This is a genomic window from Streptomyces sp. NPDC001270 (assembly GCF_042896695.1).
GTDB lineage: Bacteria > Actinomycetota > Actinomycetes > Streptomycetales > Streptomycetaceae > Streptomyces.
On record NZ_JBIAXM010000031.1, the window covers coordinates 53133 to 69719 of the forward strand.

At 73.8% G+C, this 16587-nt stretch carries 17 protein-coding genes; 13 read left to right on the forward strand and 4 right to left on the reverse strand.

The genetic code is table 11. From position 1 onward, the window contains the following. Positions 1-72: 72 nt before the first annotated feature. Positions 73-1191 (reverse strand): SAM-dependent methyltransferase, encoded by a 1119-nt coding sequence (locus ACFY2B_RS36290; RefSeq protein WP_390767302.1) that lies wholly within the window; start codon positions 1189-1191, stop codon positions 73-75. 337 nt (positions 1192-1528) lie between these two features. Between ACFY2B_RS36290 and ACFY2B_RS36295 the strand changes: the two genes are divergently transcribed. From ACFY2B_RS36295 to ACFY2B_RS36305, 3 genes are all read left to right on the forward strand, one after another. After that, complete coding sequence (locus tag ACFY2B_RS36295) at positions 1529-2734, forward strand: sensor histidine kinase (RefSeq protein ID WP_390767303.1); 1206 nt, start codon at positions 1529-1531, stop codon at positions 2732-2734. Between the two features lie 87 nt (positions 2735-2821). Beyond that, positions 2822-3493, forward strand: coding sequence for a response regulator (locus ACFY2B_RS36300; protein ID WP_390767304.1), 672 nt, complete (start codon positions 2822-2824; stop codon positions 3491-3493). Between the two features lie 33 nt (positions 3494-3526). Continuing rightward, the gene (locus tag ACFY2B_RS36305) at positions 3527-4159 is read left to right on the forward strand and encodes an AAA family ATPase (protein ID WP_390767305.1); all 633 of its coding nucleotides are present in this window, start codon (positions 3527-3529) and stop codon (positions 4157-4159) included. Positions 4160-4279: 120 nt separating this feature from the next. Here ACFY2B_RS36305 and ACFY2B_RS36310 read toward each other — a convergent pair whose 3' ends face one another. Both ACFY2B_RS36310 and ACFY2B_RS36315 read right to left on the reverse strand, forming a co-directional pair. Next, positions 4280-5377, reverse strand: a complete 1098-nt coding sequence (locus tag ACFY2B_RS36310) for a DUF5937 family protein (RefSeq protein ID WP_390767306.1) — start codon at positions 5375-5377, stop codon at positions 4280-4282. A gap of 232 nt (positions 5378-5609) precedes the next feature. Next, positions 5610-6806, reverse strand: a complete 1197-nt coding sequence (locus ACFY2B_RS36315) for a threonine aldolase family protein (protein WP_390767307.1) — start codon at positions 6804-6806, stop codon at positions 5610-5612. A gap of 226 nt (positions 6807-7032) precedes the next feature. On the opposite strand from ACFY2B_RS36315, the gene ACFY2B_RS36320 reads away from it, so the two are divergent. The 10 genes from ACFY2B_RS36320 (at position 7033) to ACFY2B_RS36365 (ending at position 15837) form a co-directional block, all read left to right on the forward strand. Next, the gene (locus ACFY2B_RS36320) at positions 7033-8004 is read left to right on the forward strand and encodes a Rossmann-like and DUF2520 domain-containing protein (protein ID WP_390767308.1); all 972 of its coding nucleotides are present in this window, start codon (positions 7033-7035) and stop codon (positions 8002-8004) included. Further along, on the forward strand, positions 8001-9023 hold the full coding sequence (gene panC, locus ACFY2B_RS36325; RefSeq protein ID WP_390767309.1) for a pantoate--beta-alanine ligase: 1023 nt from the start codon (positions 8001-8003) through the stop codon (positions 9021-9023). The genes ACFY2B_RS36320 and panC overlap by 4 nt, the downstream gene beginning before the upstream one ends. Further along, positions 9020-10837: an L-aspartate oxidase gene (locus ACFY2B_RS36330; protein WP_390767310.1), complete on the forward strand. Its 1818-nt coding sequence runs from the start codon at positions 9020-9022 to the stop codon at positions 10835-10837. The genes panC and ACFY2B_RS36330 overlap by 4 nt, the downstream gene beginning before the upstream one ends. Before the next feature lie 5 nt (positions 10838-10842). Then, entirely contained in the window at positions 10843-11820 is a 978-nt protein-coding gene (nadC, locus tag ACFY2B_RS36335; protein WP_390767311.1) for a carboxylating nicotinate-nucleotide diphosphorylase, read from the forward strand. Positions 11821-11824: 4 nt separating this feature from the next. Next, positions 11825-12622 (forward strand): type III pantothenate kinase, encoded by a 798-nt coding sequence (locus tag ACFY2B_RS36340; RefSeq protein WP_390767312.1) that lies wholly within the window; start codon positions 11825-11827, stop codon positions 12620-12622. Positions 12623-12892: 270 nt separating this feature from the next. Continuing rightward, on the forward strand, positions 12893-13531 hold the full coding sequence (locus tag ACFY2B_RS36345; protein WP_390767313.1) for a hypothetical protein: 639 nt from the start codon (positions 12893-12895) through the stop codon (positions 13529-13531). Positions 13532-13575: 44 nt separating this feature from the next. Next, positions 13576-13755 (forward strand): hypothetical protein, encoded by a 180-nt coding sequence (locus ACFY2B_RS36350; protein WP_390767314.1) that lies wholly within the window; start codon positions 13576-13578, stop codon positions 13753-13755. 556 nt (positions 13756-14311) lie between these two features. Further along, positions 14312-14719: a BlaI/MecI/CopY family transcriptional regulator gene (locus ACFY2B_RS36355; protein WP_390767315.1), complete on the forward strand. Its 408-nt coding sequence runs from the start codon at positions 14312-14314 to the stop codon at positions 14717-14719. A 9-nt stretch (positions 14720-14728) separates the two neighbouring features. Then, positions 14729-15262: an amino-acid N-acetyltransferase gene (locus ACFY2B_RS36360; RefSeq protein ID WP_390767316.1), complete on the forward strand. Its 534-nt coding sequence runs from the start codon at positions 14729-14731 to the stop codon at positions 15260-15262. Between the two features lie 239 nt (positions 15263-15501). Then, positions 15502-15837, forward strand: coding sequence for an Lsr2 family protein (locus ACFY2B_RS36365; protein WP_376537164.1), 336 nt, complete (start codon positions 15502-15504; stop codon positions 15835-15837). Here the strand turns inward: ACFY2B_RS36365 and ACFY2B_RS36370 are convergent. Further along, the gene (locus ACFY2B_RS36370) at positions 15816-16562 is read right to left on the reverse strand and encodes an SCO3374 family protein (protein ID WP_390767317.1); all 747 of its coding nucleotides are present in this window, start codon (positions 16560-16562) and stop codon (positions 15816-15818) included. The two genes, ACFY2B_RS36365 and ACFY2B_RS36370, sit on opposite strands and share 22 nt — an antisense overlap. Positions 16563-16587 lie beyond the last annotated feature (25 nt).

Consider the following 16587-nt stretch of genomic DNA (forward strand, 5'->3'; position numbering starts at 1 on the left):
CACGCGCGCGTGGGCGACGGATGAGCGGGCGGCGTGTGCGTGGGCGGGCCGAGCGGCCGGTGGGCGGGGCCGTCACCGGTGGGCGGGTCCGCGGCCGGGTGCCGGGTCCGTGCCGAGCGGGTGCGGGATGCCGACCGGCTGGAGCAGCCAGCCGAAGTCGCCGAGGCCGCCGGGCGCGGTGAGTTCCGCGGCCGCACCGGCGCTCGCGAGGGCCCGGACGTACGCCGGGGGATCGGTGGAGGCGAGCGCGAGCGGGGGACGTGCGCCGGTGAGGCCCAGGGCGTGCAGCGCGTCACGTTGTGTGAGCAGGCGTGCATCCGGGAGCGTACGCGCCGTGCGGGGCGGCGCACCGGCGTCCTGCTCGCCGTACGCGTCCGCGTCCGCGCCGGTGACCGGTGCCGCGTACGGGTCCAGCGCGGCGCACGCGTCCAGGGCGACGTGCGCCGTGATGTCGCACGACCCGTCCGGCACGGGCGCCGTCTCGCGTCCCTCCCGGAACCCGGTGAGCGTTCCGAACGGCGGGCGCGACCGTACGGTGTGCGCGTAGTCGACGGCCACCGCGAGTCCCCGCTCGACGCGGGCGACGGCGGACGCCCACGCGACGTCCCTCGACAGCCCGATCTCCGCGCGCAGCCCTTCCTCCGGCGGCAGCGGCCACCAGCGCGCGAGCCACGCCGCCTCGGCGCCCGCCACGGGCTCGCCGAGCCGCTCGGCGCCGTCCTCCCGCACGAGCACCAGCCGCGGCACGCCCGCGTCGTCCACCTCCGCGACCTCCAGCGGTACGTCGTCCAGCCACTCGTTGGCGAACAGCAGCCCGGTGATCTTGGCGGGCGGCTCGCTCAGCCAGGTGATTCGCTCGTCGAGCCCCGCCGGGCGGGCGGCGACCTCCACGGCGTACCCCCGCGCGCGGGCGGCCACCTCGGCGGGCAGCGCCGCGAGCACCCCGCCGGCCAGTTCGCCCCGCCCGGCCGCCATGTCGACGAAGTCGAGCGTCGCGGGCCGTCCCAGCGCCTCGTCGACCAGGCACAGCAGCCGCGCCACCGCCCGGGCGAACAGCGGCGACGCGTGCACGGAGGTGCGGAAGTGGCCGGCCGGCCCCTCGGGCCGCCGGTAGAAGCCGTCCGGGCCGTAGAGCGCCGCCTCGGCGGCCGACCGCCAGCCACGCCACGCGCCCGACGCGCCGCCGCCCACCGCCGCACCACCGGTCCCGCCCGCGTTTCCGCCGGTCCCGCCCGCGTTCCCGCCGCTTCCGCTTGCGTTTCCGCCGGTTCCGTGGGCGCTCCCACGCGCGGTTTCCGCGGTTTCTTCCGCGATTCCGTCCGCGATTCCGTCCGCGATTCCGTCCGCGGTTCCGTCCGCGGTTCCGCCCGTGGTCGGCCCCGCGGCCCCGCTCGTAGCCCCGTCCGTCATCCGACCAGACTAGGCGGGCAGATGATCACGGCATCCACCTAGCGGAGTACGCGCGTCAGGTTCGGATCGGTCCTCCGGTTGACCCCTGCACACGTCACACCTCCCTACTCTGGGTTACGTGCAGCGCCTCTACGACTACCTCCGCACACACCCGACCCTGGTCGACTCCTTCTGGGCCGTCGTCCTGTTCGGGCTCTCCTGTGTGGGTGTCACCAACATCAACGGGGCGTCGCACCACCATGGATCTCTCGGCGCCGCGCTGGCCGTGTCCGCCGTGATGTCCGTCGTCATAGCGCTGCGCCGCCGGCTGCCAGAGCCGATGCTGCTGCTGGCCGCCGCGACCGGAGTGGCCCAGTTCGTCCTGGACATCGAGACGACCGTCGCCGACTTCGCCATGCTGGTGATCGTCTACACCGTCGCCGCGACCGGCGTTCGGTGGGCCTCCCGGTTCGCCCTGGTCGCCGGTCTGTGCGCGGCGTCCCTCGCCCAGATCCGCTGGCCGGCCGAGGACGCGAGCTACGCGGGGCAGATCGCGATGGCGGTCTTCCAGACGGTGCCGTTCGCCCTCGCCTGGGTGCTCGGCGACTCCATGCGCACGCGCCGCGCCTACTTCGCGCAACTGGAGGAGCGCGCCTCCCGGCTGGAGAAGGAGCGGGAGGCGCAGTCGAAGGTCGCGGTCGCCGCCGAGCGCGCGCGGATCGCGCGCGAACTGCATGACGTGGTCGCGCACAACGTGTCGGTGATGGTGGTGCAGGCCGACGGTGCCGCCTACGTCCTAGACGCCGCGCCCGACCAGGCGAAGAAGGCCCTGGAGACGATCTCCTCCACCGGCCGTCAGGCACTCGCCGAGATGCGCCGTCTGCTGGGCGTGCTGCGCACCGGTGAGCACAAGGAGAGCGGCGAGTACGTCCCGCAGCCCGACGTGGAGCAGATCGACGAACTGATCGAGCAGTGCCGCAGCTCCGGGCTGCCCGTCGACTTCAAGGTCGAGGGCACCCCGCGCCCGCTGCCCAGCGGCGTCGAGCTGACCGCGTACCGGATCGTGCAGGAGGCGCTGACCAACACCCGCAAGCACGGCGGGCCGGACGCGGGGGCCAGCGTGCGGCTGGTCTATTTCGACGACGGGCTCGGCCTGCTCGTCGAGGACGACGGCAGGGGCGCCCCGCACGAGCTGTACGAGGAGGGCGGCGCCGACGGCGGCGGCCACGGTCTGATCGGCATGCGCGAGCGGGTCGGTATGGTCGGCGGCACCCTCGACGCGGGGCCCCGCCCGGGCGGAGGATTCCGCATCAGTGCCCTGCTCCCGCTCAAACCGGCGCATTGACCCGGTGGGACACCCATGCACTCATTGACCCGGTGGGGCGCCGAGACCGAGAAGCCGGAAACGGAAGAGGAACGGAAGAGGAAACCGATGGCGATCCGTGTGCTGCTCGTCGACGATCAGGCGCTGCTGCGCACCGGCTTCCGGATGGTGCTGGCCGCCCAGCCGGACATGGAGGTCGTCGCGGAGGCGGGGGACGGCGTCGAGGCCCTCCAGGTGCTGCGCTCCACCGCCGTCGACGTCGTCCTGATGGATGTCCGTATGCCGAAGCTGGACGGTGTGGAGGCCACTCGCCGCATCTGCTCCGCGCCCAATCCGCCGAAGGTACTGATCCTGACCACCTTCGACCTCGACGAGTACGCCTTCTCCGGGCTCAAGGCGGGGGCCTCCGGCTTCATGCTGAAGGACGTGCCGCCGGCCGAGCTGCTGGCCGCGATCCGCTCCGTGCACAGCGGTGACGCCGTCGTCGCCCCCTCCACCACCCGCCGCCTCCTCGACCGCTTCGCCCCGATGCTGCCCACCGCGGGCCCGCAACCACGGCACAAGGAGCTGGAGCGGCTCACCGACCGCGAGCGCGAGGTCATGGTGCTGGTCGCCCAGGGCCTGTCGAACGGCGAGATCGCGGCCCGGCTGGTGCTGTCCGAGGCGACGGTGAAGACACACGTCGGCCGCATCCTGACCAAGCTGGGGCTGCGGGACCGGGTGCAGGTGGTGGTCCTGGCGTACGAGACGGGTCTGGTGCGAGCGGGCGGACAGGGCTGACCCGCATGCGAGGGCATCGATAGGGTCGTGCGCATGCTCCTGTGGATCAACGGCCCCTTCGGGGGCGGCAAGACACAGACCGCGCACGAGATCCAGCGCCGCCTGCCGGGCAGTGTGATCTGCGACCCCGAGCACCCCGGCTTCGGGCTGCACCGCATGCTCCCGCCCGGACTGCGCGCGGACTTCCAGGACCTGGCCGCCTGGCGGCAGGGCGTCGTCGAAGTGCTCGACCTCGCCCTGAGCAAGCACGACGGGGTGGTGATCGCGCCGATGACGGTGACCGACTCCGGCCACTTCGCCGAGACGGTCGGCCGGCTGCGCGAACTCGGCCACGACGTCCGGCACTTCACGCTCCTCGCCGAGCGGGAGACGGTGCTGAAGCGGTTGCGCGAGCGCGGCCTGGGACACCTGCTGCGGTACGTCTCCGGGAAGAACGCCGGGCTGCGCCGGGAGAGTTGGGCCGTCCAGCAGCTCGACCACTGCCTGGAGCGGCTGCGCGAGCCGGAGTTCGCCGAGCACCTGTGGACCGACCACTCCACGGTGGCCAAGACGGCGGACCGGATCGCGGTGCTGGCCGGGCTGACGCTGCTGCCCAACACCGAGGGTCCGCTGCGGACCCGGGTCCGGCAGGCCGGCGTGGGGCTGCGGCACATCCGCTTCGACTGAGCCGGGCCATGCCGCGCCGGCCCGGGCCCTGGTCCGAACCGGGCCTGCGACGGCCGACCGGGCAGGACCGGGCGGTGACCTGGCCGGCCCGGCAGGACTCGGCCGGCCGGGCGCGGCGGCCTAACGCAGCAGCCCCGCCAGCAGGTCGCCGCCCAGCCGGGCGACGACCGTCAGGTCCAGCTGGTGCAGTACGTAGCGGCCGCGGCGGCGGGTGGAGACCAGGCCCGCCTTCTTCAGCGTCCTGAGGTGCCGGGACACCTCGGGCGCGGTCAGACCGTGCACCTGGGCCAGCTCGCTCGTGGTGTACGCGCTGCGCGCCAGATGGCGGCATATCTGCATCCGCACCGGGTGGGACAGCGCCGTCATCCGCAGCGTGAGCTGTTCCACCGACGGGAGCGGGGCGGGCTCCGGGGAGGCGAGCGGGTAGTGCAGGGCGGGCTGCCAGCCGTAGCGGTGCAGCACGCTCAGGTGTGGGCGGCCCAGGTTCGTCGGTATCAGGAGCAGGCCGCTCGTGGCGACCGTGCGGCCCTTGGTGAGCTTGTCCACGGTGATACGCGTGGCGGTCTCGTCCAGCGTCACGGCCGGTGAGACGGCGGCCAGTGCCTCGGCCAGCCCCTTGTGCCGCAGCAGCTCGGTCTTGTGCCGGGCGTCCGCCGTCATCTGGTGGCTGAGCCGGGACCAGGTGTCGGCGAAGAACGCCGCGTCGCAGTCCTCCAGGAACCGTCGCAGCCAGGCCCGGACGCTCGGCGGGTCGTCGAGCAGTCGCTCGGTGAACCGCACCTGCTGCGGTCCGCGCGCGGCGGCCGCGTCCAGGGCGCGGCGCCGCAGGACGGTGTCCGACAGGATGTCCGGAGCGTGGCTGTCGTACGTGAGCACGCACGTGTACTCCAGGGCCGCGGCCACGAAGTCGCCGTCCGCCAGCTTGTCCAGCAGGTCCAGCTCCTCGGCGAGGGTGGTGCCCGGGACGGCGCCGGGGATGCCCGCGAACGGCATGAACAGGTCCGAGAACGTCGTCCGCCACAGGAAGTCCGCCTCGCACATCCGGTCGGCGAGGTGCGCGTCGAGCCGCGCGGTCACCTCGGCCGCCCAGCCGCGCAGACCCGGGTGGTGTCCCGGCTCCGCCAGCGCGTGCAGCGCCATGCCCAGCTCGGCCAGGGGTGAGGGCGCGACGACGATCCGCTCCGGCCGCAGCCCCGCGATGTCGATGCGCACGCTCATGTCCCCATGGTGCACGCCGCCACTGACAACGCCGCCGTCGATTGACGGCCGCCGTCAATCGACGGCGGCCGTCCCGGGCCAGTGGACCAGGGGGCGGTCAGGCCGTCCCGGCGCGGCGGTACGCCACTGGCCGGCGGCCGGACCGGACCAGGAACCGGACCGGACCAGGAACCGCACCGCGCCGACAGCCGGACCGGAGCACGAGCCGCGCCAGGCCGGCGGCCGGACCGGGTCAGGCGCCGGGCCGGGGCCTCTTCGGGAGCCGGGCGGTGAACTCCGCCACGGCTGTCCGTACGTCGTCCGCCGTCCACTCCAGCCCGGACGCCCCGACGGTGACCTCCGTGACGGCGAGGCTCGGGCCGCCGGACTGCCAGGCGCCCATGAACAGGGCGACCGAGGTCTCCTCGGCCTGCCGCACCGCCGCCTCGGCGACCACGTCCGGCTCGTACGGCAGCCAGACCTGGAACTGGTGCGTGTGCGGCTCCTCGGGGTGCACGCTCGCCCACGACAGGCCGGCATCGGCGAACCCCTCGCGCAGCGCGCCGGCCACCACGCGCGCGTGCCGCACGTACTCCGGCAGCCGGGGCAGCTCGCGCTCCAGCCCGACGAGCGCCGACAGCGCGGCCGGGAACTGCTGGAACAGCGTGCCGCCGTACCGGTGCCGCCAGACCTTGGCGTCCTCCACCAGCGACCTGCTGCCGGCGAGCGCGGCGCCGCTCAGGCCGCCGAGGGACTTGTAGAACGACACGTAGACGCTGTCCGCCAGGCTCGCGATCTCGTCCAGGGAGCGGCCGAGACGGACGGTCGACTCCCACAGCCGGGCCCCGTCGAAGTGCACCACGGCGTCCCGCTCCCGGGCGGCCGCCACGGCCTCGGTCAGCTCCTCCCAGGTGGGCAGGACGAAACCGGCGTCCCGGAGGGGCAGCTCCAGCATCAGCGTGCCGAAGGGCTCCCCCAGGGCGCGTATCTCCTCGGCGGTGGGGAGCCGGGCCGCGGTGGTCACATGGACCGGGCGCAGCCCGGAGACCTGGCTGAGCGCGTGCCGCTCGTGCACCTCGGGATGCGACAGCGGGTGCAGCGCGACCGTGGTGTTGCCGGTGCGGGCCGCCCAGCAGCGCAGGGCCACCTGCTGGGCCATCGTGCCGGTCGGGAAGAACGCGGCGGCCTCCGTGCCCAGCAGCGCGGCGACCCGGTCCTCCAGCGCGGTCACGATCCGGTCGCCGTACGCGTCGACCTGTTCGTCCAGGTCGTACACCTCGGGGCCGGCCTCCCGCAGTTCTTCGAGCCGTTCGCGGATCGTGGCCCGCATGCTCGCGCGTGCCAGCGCGTGCCGTGCGTTCCGGTTCGCCGCCGTCCGCCGCTGCCGCAGCCGCTCCTGCTCCTGCTCGTGCCGCGAGGGGCCTTCGTCCTGCCCAGCCGTGTCATTCATGCACCGGATCATGCCGTGCCCCGCTGTGCGCGGCAGCCCCATTTCCCGGCGGCCCCCACTTCCCGGTGTTCCTGGTGTTCCCGGTGGTCCCGGTGTTCCGGGTAGGTCCGGGGGTACGGAAACCCACAGCCTGTGGACGACCGGCCGGCCCTCGATCCGATCGCGTTAACATGACGAGAAATCGTCCGGTACCCGGAGCGGACTGGAACGGGAAGGCCACCCTCGCGTGAGTACAGACCAACAGCCAGACCTCAAGGACCGCCCGGCGCGGCTGACCGTGGGCGTCGTCGGCGCCGGCCGGGTGGGCCCGGCCCTGGCCGCGTCCCTGCAACTCGCCGGGCACCACCCGGCAGCCGTCTCCGCGGTCTCCGACGCCTCCAGGCGCCGCGCCGCGCTGCTGCTGCCGGACGTGCCCGTCGTGCCGCCCGCCGAGGTCCTGCGCCGCGCCGACCTGGTCCTGCTCACCGTCCCCGACGACACCCTGCCGGGCCTCGTGGCGGGACTGGCGGAGACCGGCGCCGTACGACCGGGGCAACTGCTCGTGCACACCTCCGGGCGGTACGGCGCGCGGGTGCTGGACCCGGCCCTGCGCGCGGGCGCGCTGCCGCTCGCGCTGCACCCCGCGATGACCTTCACCGGCAGCCCCGTGGACGTCCAGCGGCTGGCCGGCTGCTCGTTCGGCGTCACCGCCCCCGAGGAACTGCGGCTGGCCGCCGAGGCGCTCGTCATCGAAATGGGTGGCGAGCCCGAGTGGGTCGACGAGGACAAGCGCCCGCTCTACCACGCGGCCCTCGCCCTCGGCTCCAACCACCTGGTGACCCTGGTCGCGCAGTCCATGGAACTGCTGCGCGCGGCCGGCGTCGAGGCGCCCGACCGGATGCTGGGCCCGCTGCTCGGCGCCGCCCTGGACAACGCCCTGCGCTCCGGTGACGCGGCGCTGACCGGGCCCGTCGCGCGCGGGGACGCGGGTACGGTGGCCGCGCACGTCGACGAGTTGCGCAAGCACGCCCCGCAGAGCCTTGCCGGCTACCTGGCGATGGCCCGCGCGACCGCCGACCGGGCGCTGGCGCACGGCCTGCTGAAGCCGGAACTCGCCGAGGACCTGCTCGGGGTGCTCGCCGACGGCGGCAGGAACGGCACGGACGGCACGGACGGCACGGACGGCACCGACCCGGCCGGGAACGGGGAGGACCGATGAGCCGCCGCCGTCTCGAACTCGCCGCCACGGCCGACGACCTGACGCGGCTGCGCGACCGGTTCGCGGTGCCGGGCGGTACCGCCGTCGCCATGACCATGGGCGCGCTGCACGAGGGCCACGCCACCCTGGTCCGGGCCGCGCGCGAGCGCGTCGGCGGCAAGGGGTTCGTCATCGTCACCGTCTTCGTCAATCCGCTCCAGTTCGGCGCGGGCGAGGACCTGGACCGCTACCCGCGCACCCTCGAAGCCGATCTGAAGATCGCCGAGCAGTCCGGCGCCGACGCCGTGTTCGCGCCCTCCGTGGACGAGGTCTACCCCGGCGGCCGGCCCCAGGTGCGCATCGCCGCGGGCCCCATGGGCGACCGGCTGGAGGGCGCCGCACGGCCGGGGCACTTCGACGGCATGCTCACGGTCGTCGCCAAACTGCTCCACCTCACCCGCCCCGACGTCGCCCTGTTCGGACAGAAGGACGCCCAGCAGCTGGCGCTGGTCCGGCGCATGGTGCGGGACCTGAACTTCGGCGTCGACGTCGTCGCCGTACCGACCGTGCGCGAACCCGACGGCCTCGCCCTGTCGAGCCGCAACCGCTACCTCTCGATCGACGAGCGGCGCACGGCGCTCGCCCTGTCCCGGGCCCTGTTCGCGGGCCGCGACCGGCACGCCGCGCAGGAGGCGCTGCGCGCGCGTGCCCTCGAAGTGCCGTCCACGCGTGCGCGTGCCGAGGCGCTCAGCGCCATAGGGGAGTCCCGGGCCGCCGCCGACGCGCACGCGGTCGCCAAGGCCGTACCGGGAGCCGCGGCGGCCGTCCGCGCCGCCGCCCGCGCCGTCCTCGACGAGGCCGCGCACTACGACCCGCCGCTGGAACTGGACTACCTGGCCCTCGTCGACCCGGCCGACTTCACCGAGATCGACGACGACTTCACCGGTGAGGCCGTCCTCGCCCTGGCCGCCCGGGTCGGCACGACCCGGCTGATCGACAACCTCCCCCTCACCTTCGGAACCCTCGGAGCCGCCTCGTGACCAGCACAGGCACCAGCACCGGCAGCAGCACAGGCATACGACTGCACGCACCCGCGCCCGGCTGGTCGATCGCCGCGGACGTGGTGGTCGTCGGCTCCGGCGTCGCCGGTCTCACCGCGGCCCTGCGCTGCGAGGCCGCCGGCCTCAGGACCGTCGTCGTCACCAAGGCCCGGCTCGACGACGGCTCCACCCGCTGGGCGCAGGGCGGCATCGCGGCGGCGCTCGGCGAGGGCGACACCCCCGAACAGCACCTGGACGACACCCTGGTCGCGGGCGCCGGCCTGTGCGACGAGGAGGCCGTACGGATCCTCGTCACCGAGGGGCCCGGCGCGGTCCGGCGGCTGATCTCCACCGGCGCCCACTTCGACACGGACGACGAGGGCGGCATCGAGCTGACCCGGGAGGGCGGTCACCACCGCCGCCGTATCGCGCACGCCGGCGGCGACGCCACCGGCGCGGAGGTCTCCCGGACCCTCGTGGAGGCCGCGCACGCGCGCGGGGTGCGCACCATCGAGAACGCGCTCGTGCTCGACCTGCTCACGGACGCGGCCGGCCGGACGGCGGGCGTGACCCTGCACGTCATGGGCGAGGGCCAGCACGACGGCGTGGGCGCCGTGCACGCCCCCACCGTGGTGCTGGCGACCGGCGGCATGGGCCAGGTGTTCTCGGCGACCACCAACCCGTCGGTGTCGACGGGCGACGGCGTCGCGCTCGCCCTGCGGGCCGGCGCCGAGGTCTCCGACCTGGAGTTCGTGCAGTTCCACCCGACCGTGCTGTTCCTCGGCGCCGACGCGGAGGGGCAGCAGCCGCTGGTCTCCGAGGCCGTGCGCGGCGAGGGCGCCCATCTGGTCGACGCCGCCGGGGTGCGCTTCATGGCCGGGCAGCACGAACTGGCCGAGCTGGCGCCCCGGGACATCGTCGCGAAGGCCATCATGCGCCGGATGCAGGAGCAGGACGCCGGGCACATGTTCCTCGACGCCCGGCACTTCGGCCAGGACATGTGGGAACACCGCTTCCCGACGATCCTGGCCGCCTGCCGCGCGCATGGCATCGACCCGGTCCGGGAGCCCATCCCGATCGCCCCGGCCGCCCACTACGCCTCCGGCGGCGTCCGCACCGACTCCCGGGGCCGCACCACGGTCCCCGGGCTGTACGCGTGCGGCGAGGTCGCCTGCACCGGCGTGCACGGCGCCAACCGGCTCGCCTCCAACTCCCTGCTGGAGGGACTGGTCTACGCCGAGCGGATCGCCGCCGACATCGCGGCGGACCACGCGGACCAGGCGGAGTGGGCGGAGAATCCGGGCCATGCGGACCACGCGGACCAGGCGTGGGGTCTGCGGGGTGCGCCCGCCGCCGGCCCGACCCCGCCCCGGCCGGAGGCCGCCGGGCGACCGGACCGGCCCGCGTACCCGCTGCTCGCCCCCGAGGCCCGGTTCGCGATCCAGCGGATCATGACCGACGGCGCGGGCGTCCTGCGCTCGGACGCATCCCTCGCCAAGGCCGCCGACCAGCTCCAGCGACTGCACGCCGAGGCCCGCGACGCCCTCGACGAGGACGGCAAGACCGCCGAGCCGGGCGTCGACACCTGGGAGGCCACCAACCTCCTGTGCGTGGCCCGCGTCCTGGTCGCCGCCGCCCGGCTGCGCGAGGAGACCCGCGGCTGCCACTGGCGCGAGGACCGGCCCGCCCGCGACGACACCGACTGGCGGCGCCACATCGTCGTCCGGCTGAATCCGGACCGCACGCTGGCCGTGCGCACCACGGACACCGCAGACTTCCCCCCGACCCGGCCGTACCGTCCCCAGGAGCAGTGACAGAAGTGAGCACCCCCGACCTTCCCCTCGCCCCGACCGGTGGCTGCGGCGACGGCTGCGCCTGCGGCGGTGCGGGCGACGAGGCGTACCTGGAGTGCGGGCTCGACCCCGCGCTCGCCCAGCTCCTGGCCGACGCCGGGCTCGACCCGGTGGAGGTCGAGGACATCGCGGGCCTCGCCGTCCAGGAGGACCTGGCGGGCGGCGAGGACGTGACCACCGTCGCGACCATCCCCGAGGACGCCCGGGCCACCGCCGACTTCACCGCGCGCGAGGCGGGCGTGGTGGCGGGCCTGCGGGTCGCCGAGGCGGTGGTCTCGGTGGTCTGCACCGACGAGTTCGAGGTCGAGCGGCACGTGGAGGACGGCGACCGGGTGGCGGCGGGGCAGCCGCTGCTGTCGGTCACCGCGCGCACGCGTGACCTGCTGACGGCCGAACGCAGCGCGCTGAACCTGCTGTGCCGCATGTCGGGCGTCGCGACGGCCACGCGCGCGTGGGCGGACGTCCTCGACGGCACCCGGACGAAGGTGCGCGACACCCGCAAGACGACGCCGGGCCTCAGGTCCCTGGAGAAGTACGCGGTGCGCTGCGGCGGCGGGGTCAACCACCGCATGTCGCTGTCGGACGCGGCGCTCGTCAAGGACAACCACGTGGTCGCCGCCGGCGGGGTCGCGCAGGCTTTCACGTCCGTACGGGAGGCGTTCCCGGACGTGCCGATCGAGGTCGAAGTGGACACCCTGCACCAGCTGCGCGAGGTCGTCGACGCGGGTGCGGACCTGATCCTGCTGGACAACTTCACGCCCGGTGAGTGCGAGGAGGCGGTGGCCCTCGTGGCCGGGCGGGCGCTGCTGGAGGCGTCGGGCCGGCTGACGCTGGGGAACGCCAGGGCGTACGCGGACACCGGTGTGGACTTCCTGGCCGTCGGTGCCCTGACCCATTCGTCGCCGATCCTGGACATCGGCCTGGACCTGCGCGAGGCGGAGTAAGACCATGCTCCTGACGATCGACGTGGGCAACACGCACACCGTGCTGGGTCTGTTCGACGGCGACGACATCGTCGAGCACTGGCGGATCTCCACGGACGCCCGCCGCACGGCGGACGAGCTGGCGGTGCTCCTCCAGGGGCTGATGGGCATGCACCCGCTGCTCGGCGAGGAACTGGGCGACGGCATCGACGGGATCGCGATCTGCGCGACCGTCCCGTCGGTGCTGCACGAACTGCGCGAGGTGACGCGGCGCTACTACGGGGACGTGCCCGCGGTGCTGGTGGAGCCCGGGGTGAAGACCGGCGTGCCGATCCTCACCGACAACCCCAAGGAGGTCGGCGCCGACCGGATCATCAACGCCGTCGCGGCCGTCGAGCTGTACGGCGGTCCGGCGATCGTCGTGGACTTCGGTACGGCGACGACGTTCGACGCGGTCAGCGCGCGCGGGGAGTACATCGGCGGGGTCATCGCGCCCGGTATCGAGATCTCCGTCGAGGCGCTCGGGGTCAAGGGCGCGCAACTGCGGAAGATCGAGGTGGCCCGGCCGCGCAGCGTCATCGGCAAGAACACCGTGGAGGCGATGCAGGCGGGGATCGTGTACGGGTTCGCCGGGCAGGTCGACGGCGTGGTGGGCCGGATGGCCGGGGAACTGGCCGACGATCCCGACGACGTCACGGTGATCGCCACGGGCGGGCTGGCGCCGATGGTCCTGGGCGAGTCGTCGGTCATCGACGAGCACGAGCCGTGGCTGACGCTGATCGGGCTGCGCCTCGTGTACGAGCGGAACGTGTCCCGGCTCTGACCCGGCCGACCGGCCGCCCACGAGCCCACCCGAACGGCCACCCACGCCGCCCGAACGGCCACCCACGAGCCCACCCGAACGTGCCCTGCCCACACGCCCGCCCGAACGCCCGGCCACGGGCCGCTCGAACGCCCGTCCGCGTGCCCGGCTCGGTCCGCGCCGTCTCGGCGGCGCGGACCGGGCCGGGCACGGCGTCCAGGTGGGTGGGGTGTACACGCCACGCGCACCCCTTTGTGCCGAGTTTGTCTGATTAGTGCGTATCGTCGGTATATGCCCACGCCCTACGGATCCCGCGGCGGCATGGCGTTCGGTGCGGAGGAGCTGCGTGTGCTCCGCCGCGCCCTCGCCCTCGCCCTCCACCCCGGCCCCGCTTCGGCCGAGGACGTCCAGGACTGTCTCCGGCTCGCCGAATCACTCGACGAGGCGATGCGCGAGGCCGCCCGGCTGCGCGCCTTCCTGGTGGCCGACCTCGCCCGTTATCGCGCCGCCCTGCCCGGCACCGTCGTCGGCTACCTCGCCCTTCTCGACGAGGCGCTCGCCGCCGGGCACCGGCCCACGGCCGACGACCTCGCCGCGCTCCGGGCGCTGCGCGGGAATCCCGCCGCGGCCGCCCTGCTGGACCGCTGTACGCGCGGGACCGGCGTCGCCGTGCCGAGCGTCCCCGCCTCCCGCCGGAGCACCCGGCTGATGGCGCTGCCCGGCGGCGCGGGCGAGGAGAAGGGCGGGAACGGCGAGCAGGGCGAGAAGCCCCGCGAGCGGCCGGCGGAGCGCCCCGAGGAACGGCCGCGGCCTGCCCCGCGCAAGCCGTCGAGGCCCATCCCGACCCCCGGCGAGGTCTTCCCCCGCCGCAAGCCGCCCACGCCCCCCGCCAACGCCGGTCCCCCTCGCCAGCGGCTCGCCGCCGGGTGAGGGGCGGTCCCCGCCCGACGCCCGCCCGTGGCTACTCTGGGGCCATGGACTACCTCTCCGCGCTCGTGCCCCCCGTCGTCATGGCCATCTTCTTCATCGGAGTGGTCAGGGTGATCGTCAAGACCCAGGGCGGGACCGCCAGGGCCAAGGAGGACGCCGCCGTCGACGCCGCCCTCGCCCGCGCGGAGGAAGTGCGACAGGCTTCCGCCCGCTCCGAGGTCTGACCCGCCCCGCACCGCGGCACACCCGCCCCGTCCGGCACCGCGGCCCCGTCCGCCCCCGCAGGCATCGCCCGCGCCCTCGGCGTACTCCGCCCACACCAGCGGGCATCGCCCGCGCCCTCGGCGTACTCCGCCCCCCGGCCGGAGCGCTCGCCGCCCACGGCGCGAAACTCAACCGGGCCCCGGCAGACGACGCCCGCCCGCCCGAACGGCCCCCGCCGCGCACCCGGCGACTCCCTCCCGTGACGCACCGGCCGCGCCGCCCGCCGCACACCCGCCGTTCCCCGTGCCGCGGTACTGCCCCCGACGCACGACCGGCGGCCTGGTCCACCCCCGGTTCTCGCCGTCTTCCGCGGCCCCCTCTCGGCCCTTCTCGGCCTCCCCCGGCCACCCCCTCCCGCTCCGAGGCGTGCTCCCGGCCGAACCCCGCCCGGACGACGACAGCACCCCTTTTGTTCGTCTACGTCGCTAAAAGTGCCCGTCCGGCACGCCATTGACCGGTTCTCCTACTATTGTTCTGGCTGTGCCTCGCCCATTGGGAGAACTCGAAGACGCGGTCATGACGCGGGTGTGGAAGTGGAACCGCCCGGTGACCGTTCGGGAAGTCCTGGAAGACCTTCAGCGGGAACGGTCGATCGCCTACACCACGGTGATGACCGTATTGGACAATCTCCATCAGAAGGGCTGGGTGCGCCGCGAGGCCGAAGGCCGGGCCTATCGATATGAGGCCGTCTCCACCCGGGCCGCCTACGCGGCCGCCCTGATGAACGACGCATGGTCGCACAGTGACAACCCGGCGGCCGCTCTCGTCGCCTTCTTCGGCATGATGAGCGACGAACAGCGCCGGGCCCTCAGGGACGCCGTCCGCATCGCCCAGGGCCCGGAAACCGGGGATGAAACCGGGGATACCCTCTCCGATACCGGGGCCGAGAACCCCGGCTCGGCGCAGGGAGACGGCGGGCGATAGCGTCCGCTCATGTCAGCAGAGCGCCCCGAAGCCACCGCAAAAGCCATCACCGTCCGGCGGGCCCGGACCGGCGATGTCCCGGCCGTGCGCCGCCTCCTTGACGCGTACGCCCGTGAGCGCATCCTGCTCGACAAAGCGACCGTGACGCTTTACGAGGACATCCAGGAGTTCTGGGTCGCGGAACGCGACGACAACGCCGAGGTGGTCGGCTGCGGCGCCCTGCATGTCATGTGGGAAGATCTCGCGGAAGTCCGCACTCTCGCGGTGAAGCCCGGCCTGAAGGGGGCCGGCGTTGGTCACCAGTTGCTGGAGAAGTTGCTGCTGACCGCCCGGTGGCTCGGTGTTCGGCGCGTATTCTGCCTGACCTTCGAAGCCGACTTCTTCGGGAAGCACGGCTTCGTGGAGATCGGTGAGACGCCCGTCGACACCGATGTCTACGCGGAGCTGTTGCGCTCCTATGACGAAGGCGTCGCCGAGTTCCTCGGTCTCGAACGAGTGAAACCGAACACCTTGGGCAACAGCCGGATGCTTCTGCATCTGTGATCGTCGATCGCCGGGGCTTGCCCGGTATTCCGGGTCTCCGGGGTTGCCCAGGTTCCCTATGTCCGAAACGCGCATGTTTCCGGTCTGCGGAGCCCCCCGGTTCTCTCCCGGGGGTTTGTGTTTTTCCCGCAAAAGCGGTTTGCTTTCCGACGTACTGCTGTACTGCATATAACAAGGGGCGGTGAAACGGCGGACGCCGCAGACCCCGAGCCCTCACGTTATCGATGAAAGGAAATCCGGTGGCACAGAAGGTTCAGGTCCTTCTTGTCGACGACCTCGACGGCGGCGAGGCGGACGAGACCGTGACGTTCGCGCTGGACGGCAAGACGTACGAGATCGATCTCACGACCGCCAATGCGGACAAGCTGCGGGGACTTCTCGACGCCTATGTGAAGGGCGGTCGTCGTACCGGTGGCCGTGCTTCCGGCGGACGTGGAAAGGCCCGCGCCGCGGCCGGCGGCAGCCAGGACACCGCGCAGATCCGTGCCTGGGCGAAGGAGAACGGCTACGAGGTCAACGACCGTGGCCGCGTTCCCGCGTCCATCCGCGAGGCTTACGAGAAGGCCAACGGCTGAACAGCCGACGGCCCGGCGCACGCGCGCCGCAGCCGGATCCGGTGGCAGTGAGTCGCCACCGTGTCCACCAGTCGTACGAGATCGGGGGCGCCCCCACCGCCCCCCACGGCCGACAGCGTCGGCAGCGAGGTCTCTACCTCGCACCCCGGCTCGGGGGGCCGCAGCCACACGGCGGCCCCCTGCACGGGACAGACCCCCTGTGCGGGAACGGGACAGGCCCCCGCTGCCGGACAGGAAGAACGCCGGGACCGCGCGGCCCGCGGCGCGGGGAGCGCGCGTACGGCGAGTGCCGGGACCGTGTGCGGGGGGAGTGCTGTCGCGCCACGGCCGACGGGAAGCGGCCGCGGTCCGCTCGCACCGGGCCCCGGGAGGGCCGGCGCCCCCAGACTGCCGTCCGCGCCGAGCGCCAGCAGATCCAGCGGCAGCGAACCCCATTCCAGCCAGTCCAGCAGCCCCGGCAGTTCCTCGGCGCTGCCCGCGGCCACCAGGAACCGCATCCGGCCGCCGTCGACGGCCACCGGAGAGCCCGGCGCCAGATGTCTGAGCGCCGCGCCGCCCGCCTCCGCCGGGACGTCCAGGACGTCGAAGCGCACGCCCGTGCGCAGCCGCAGCGGCTCGCCGGGCACCGTGGCCCACCCCAGTGCGTTCTCGTACCAGTGCCGGGCCCGTGAGTCCGGCTGGGAGGGGCGACGGGGGGACGGGACCACGGGGACGGTGCCAGCCATGCCCAGCGCAACAGACGAAGCCCCC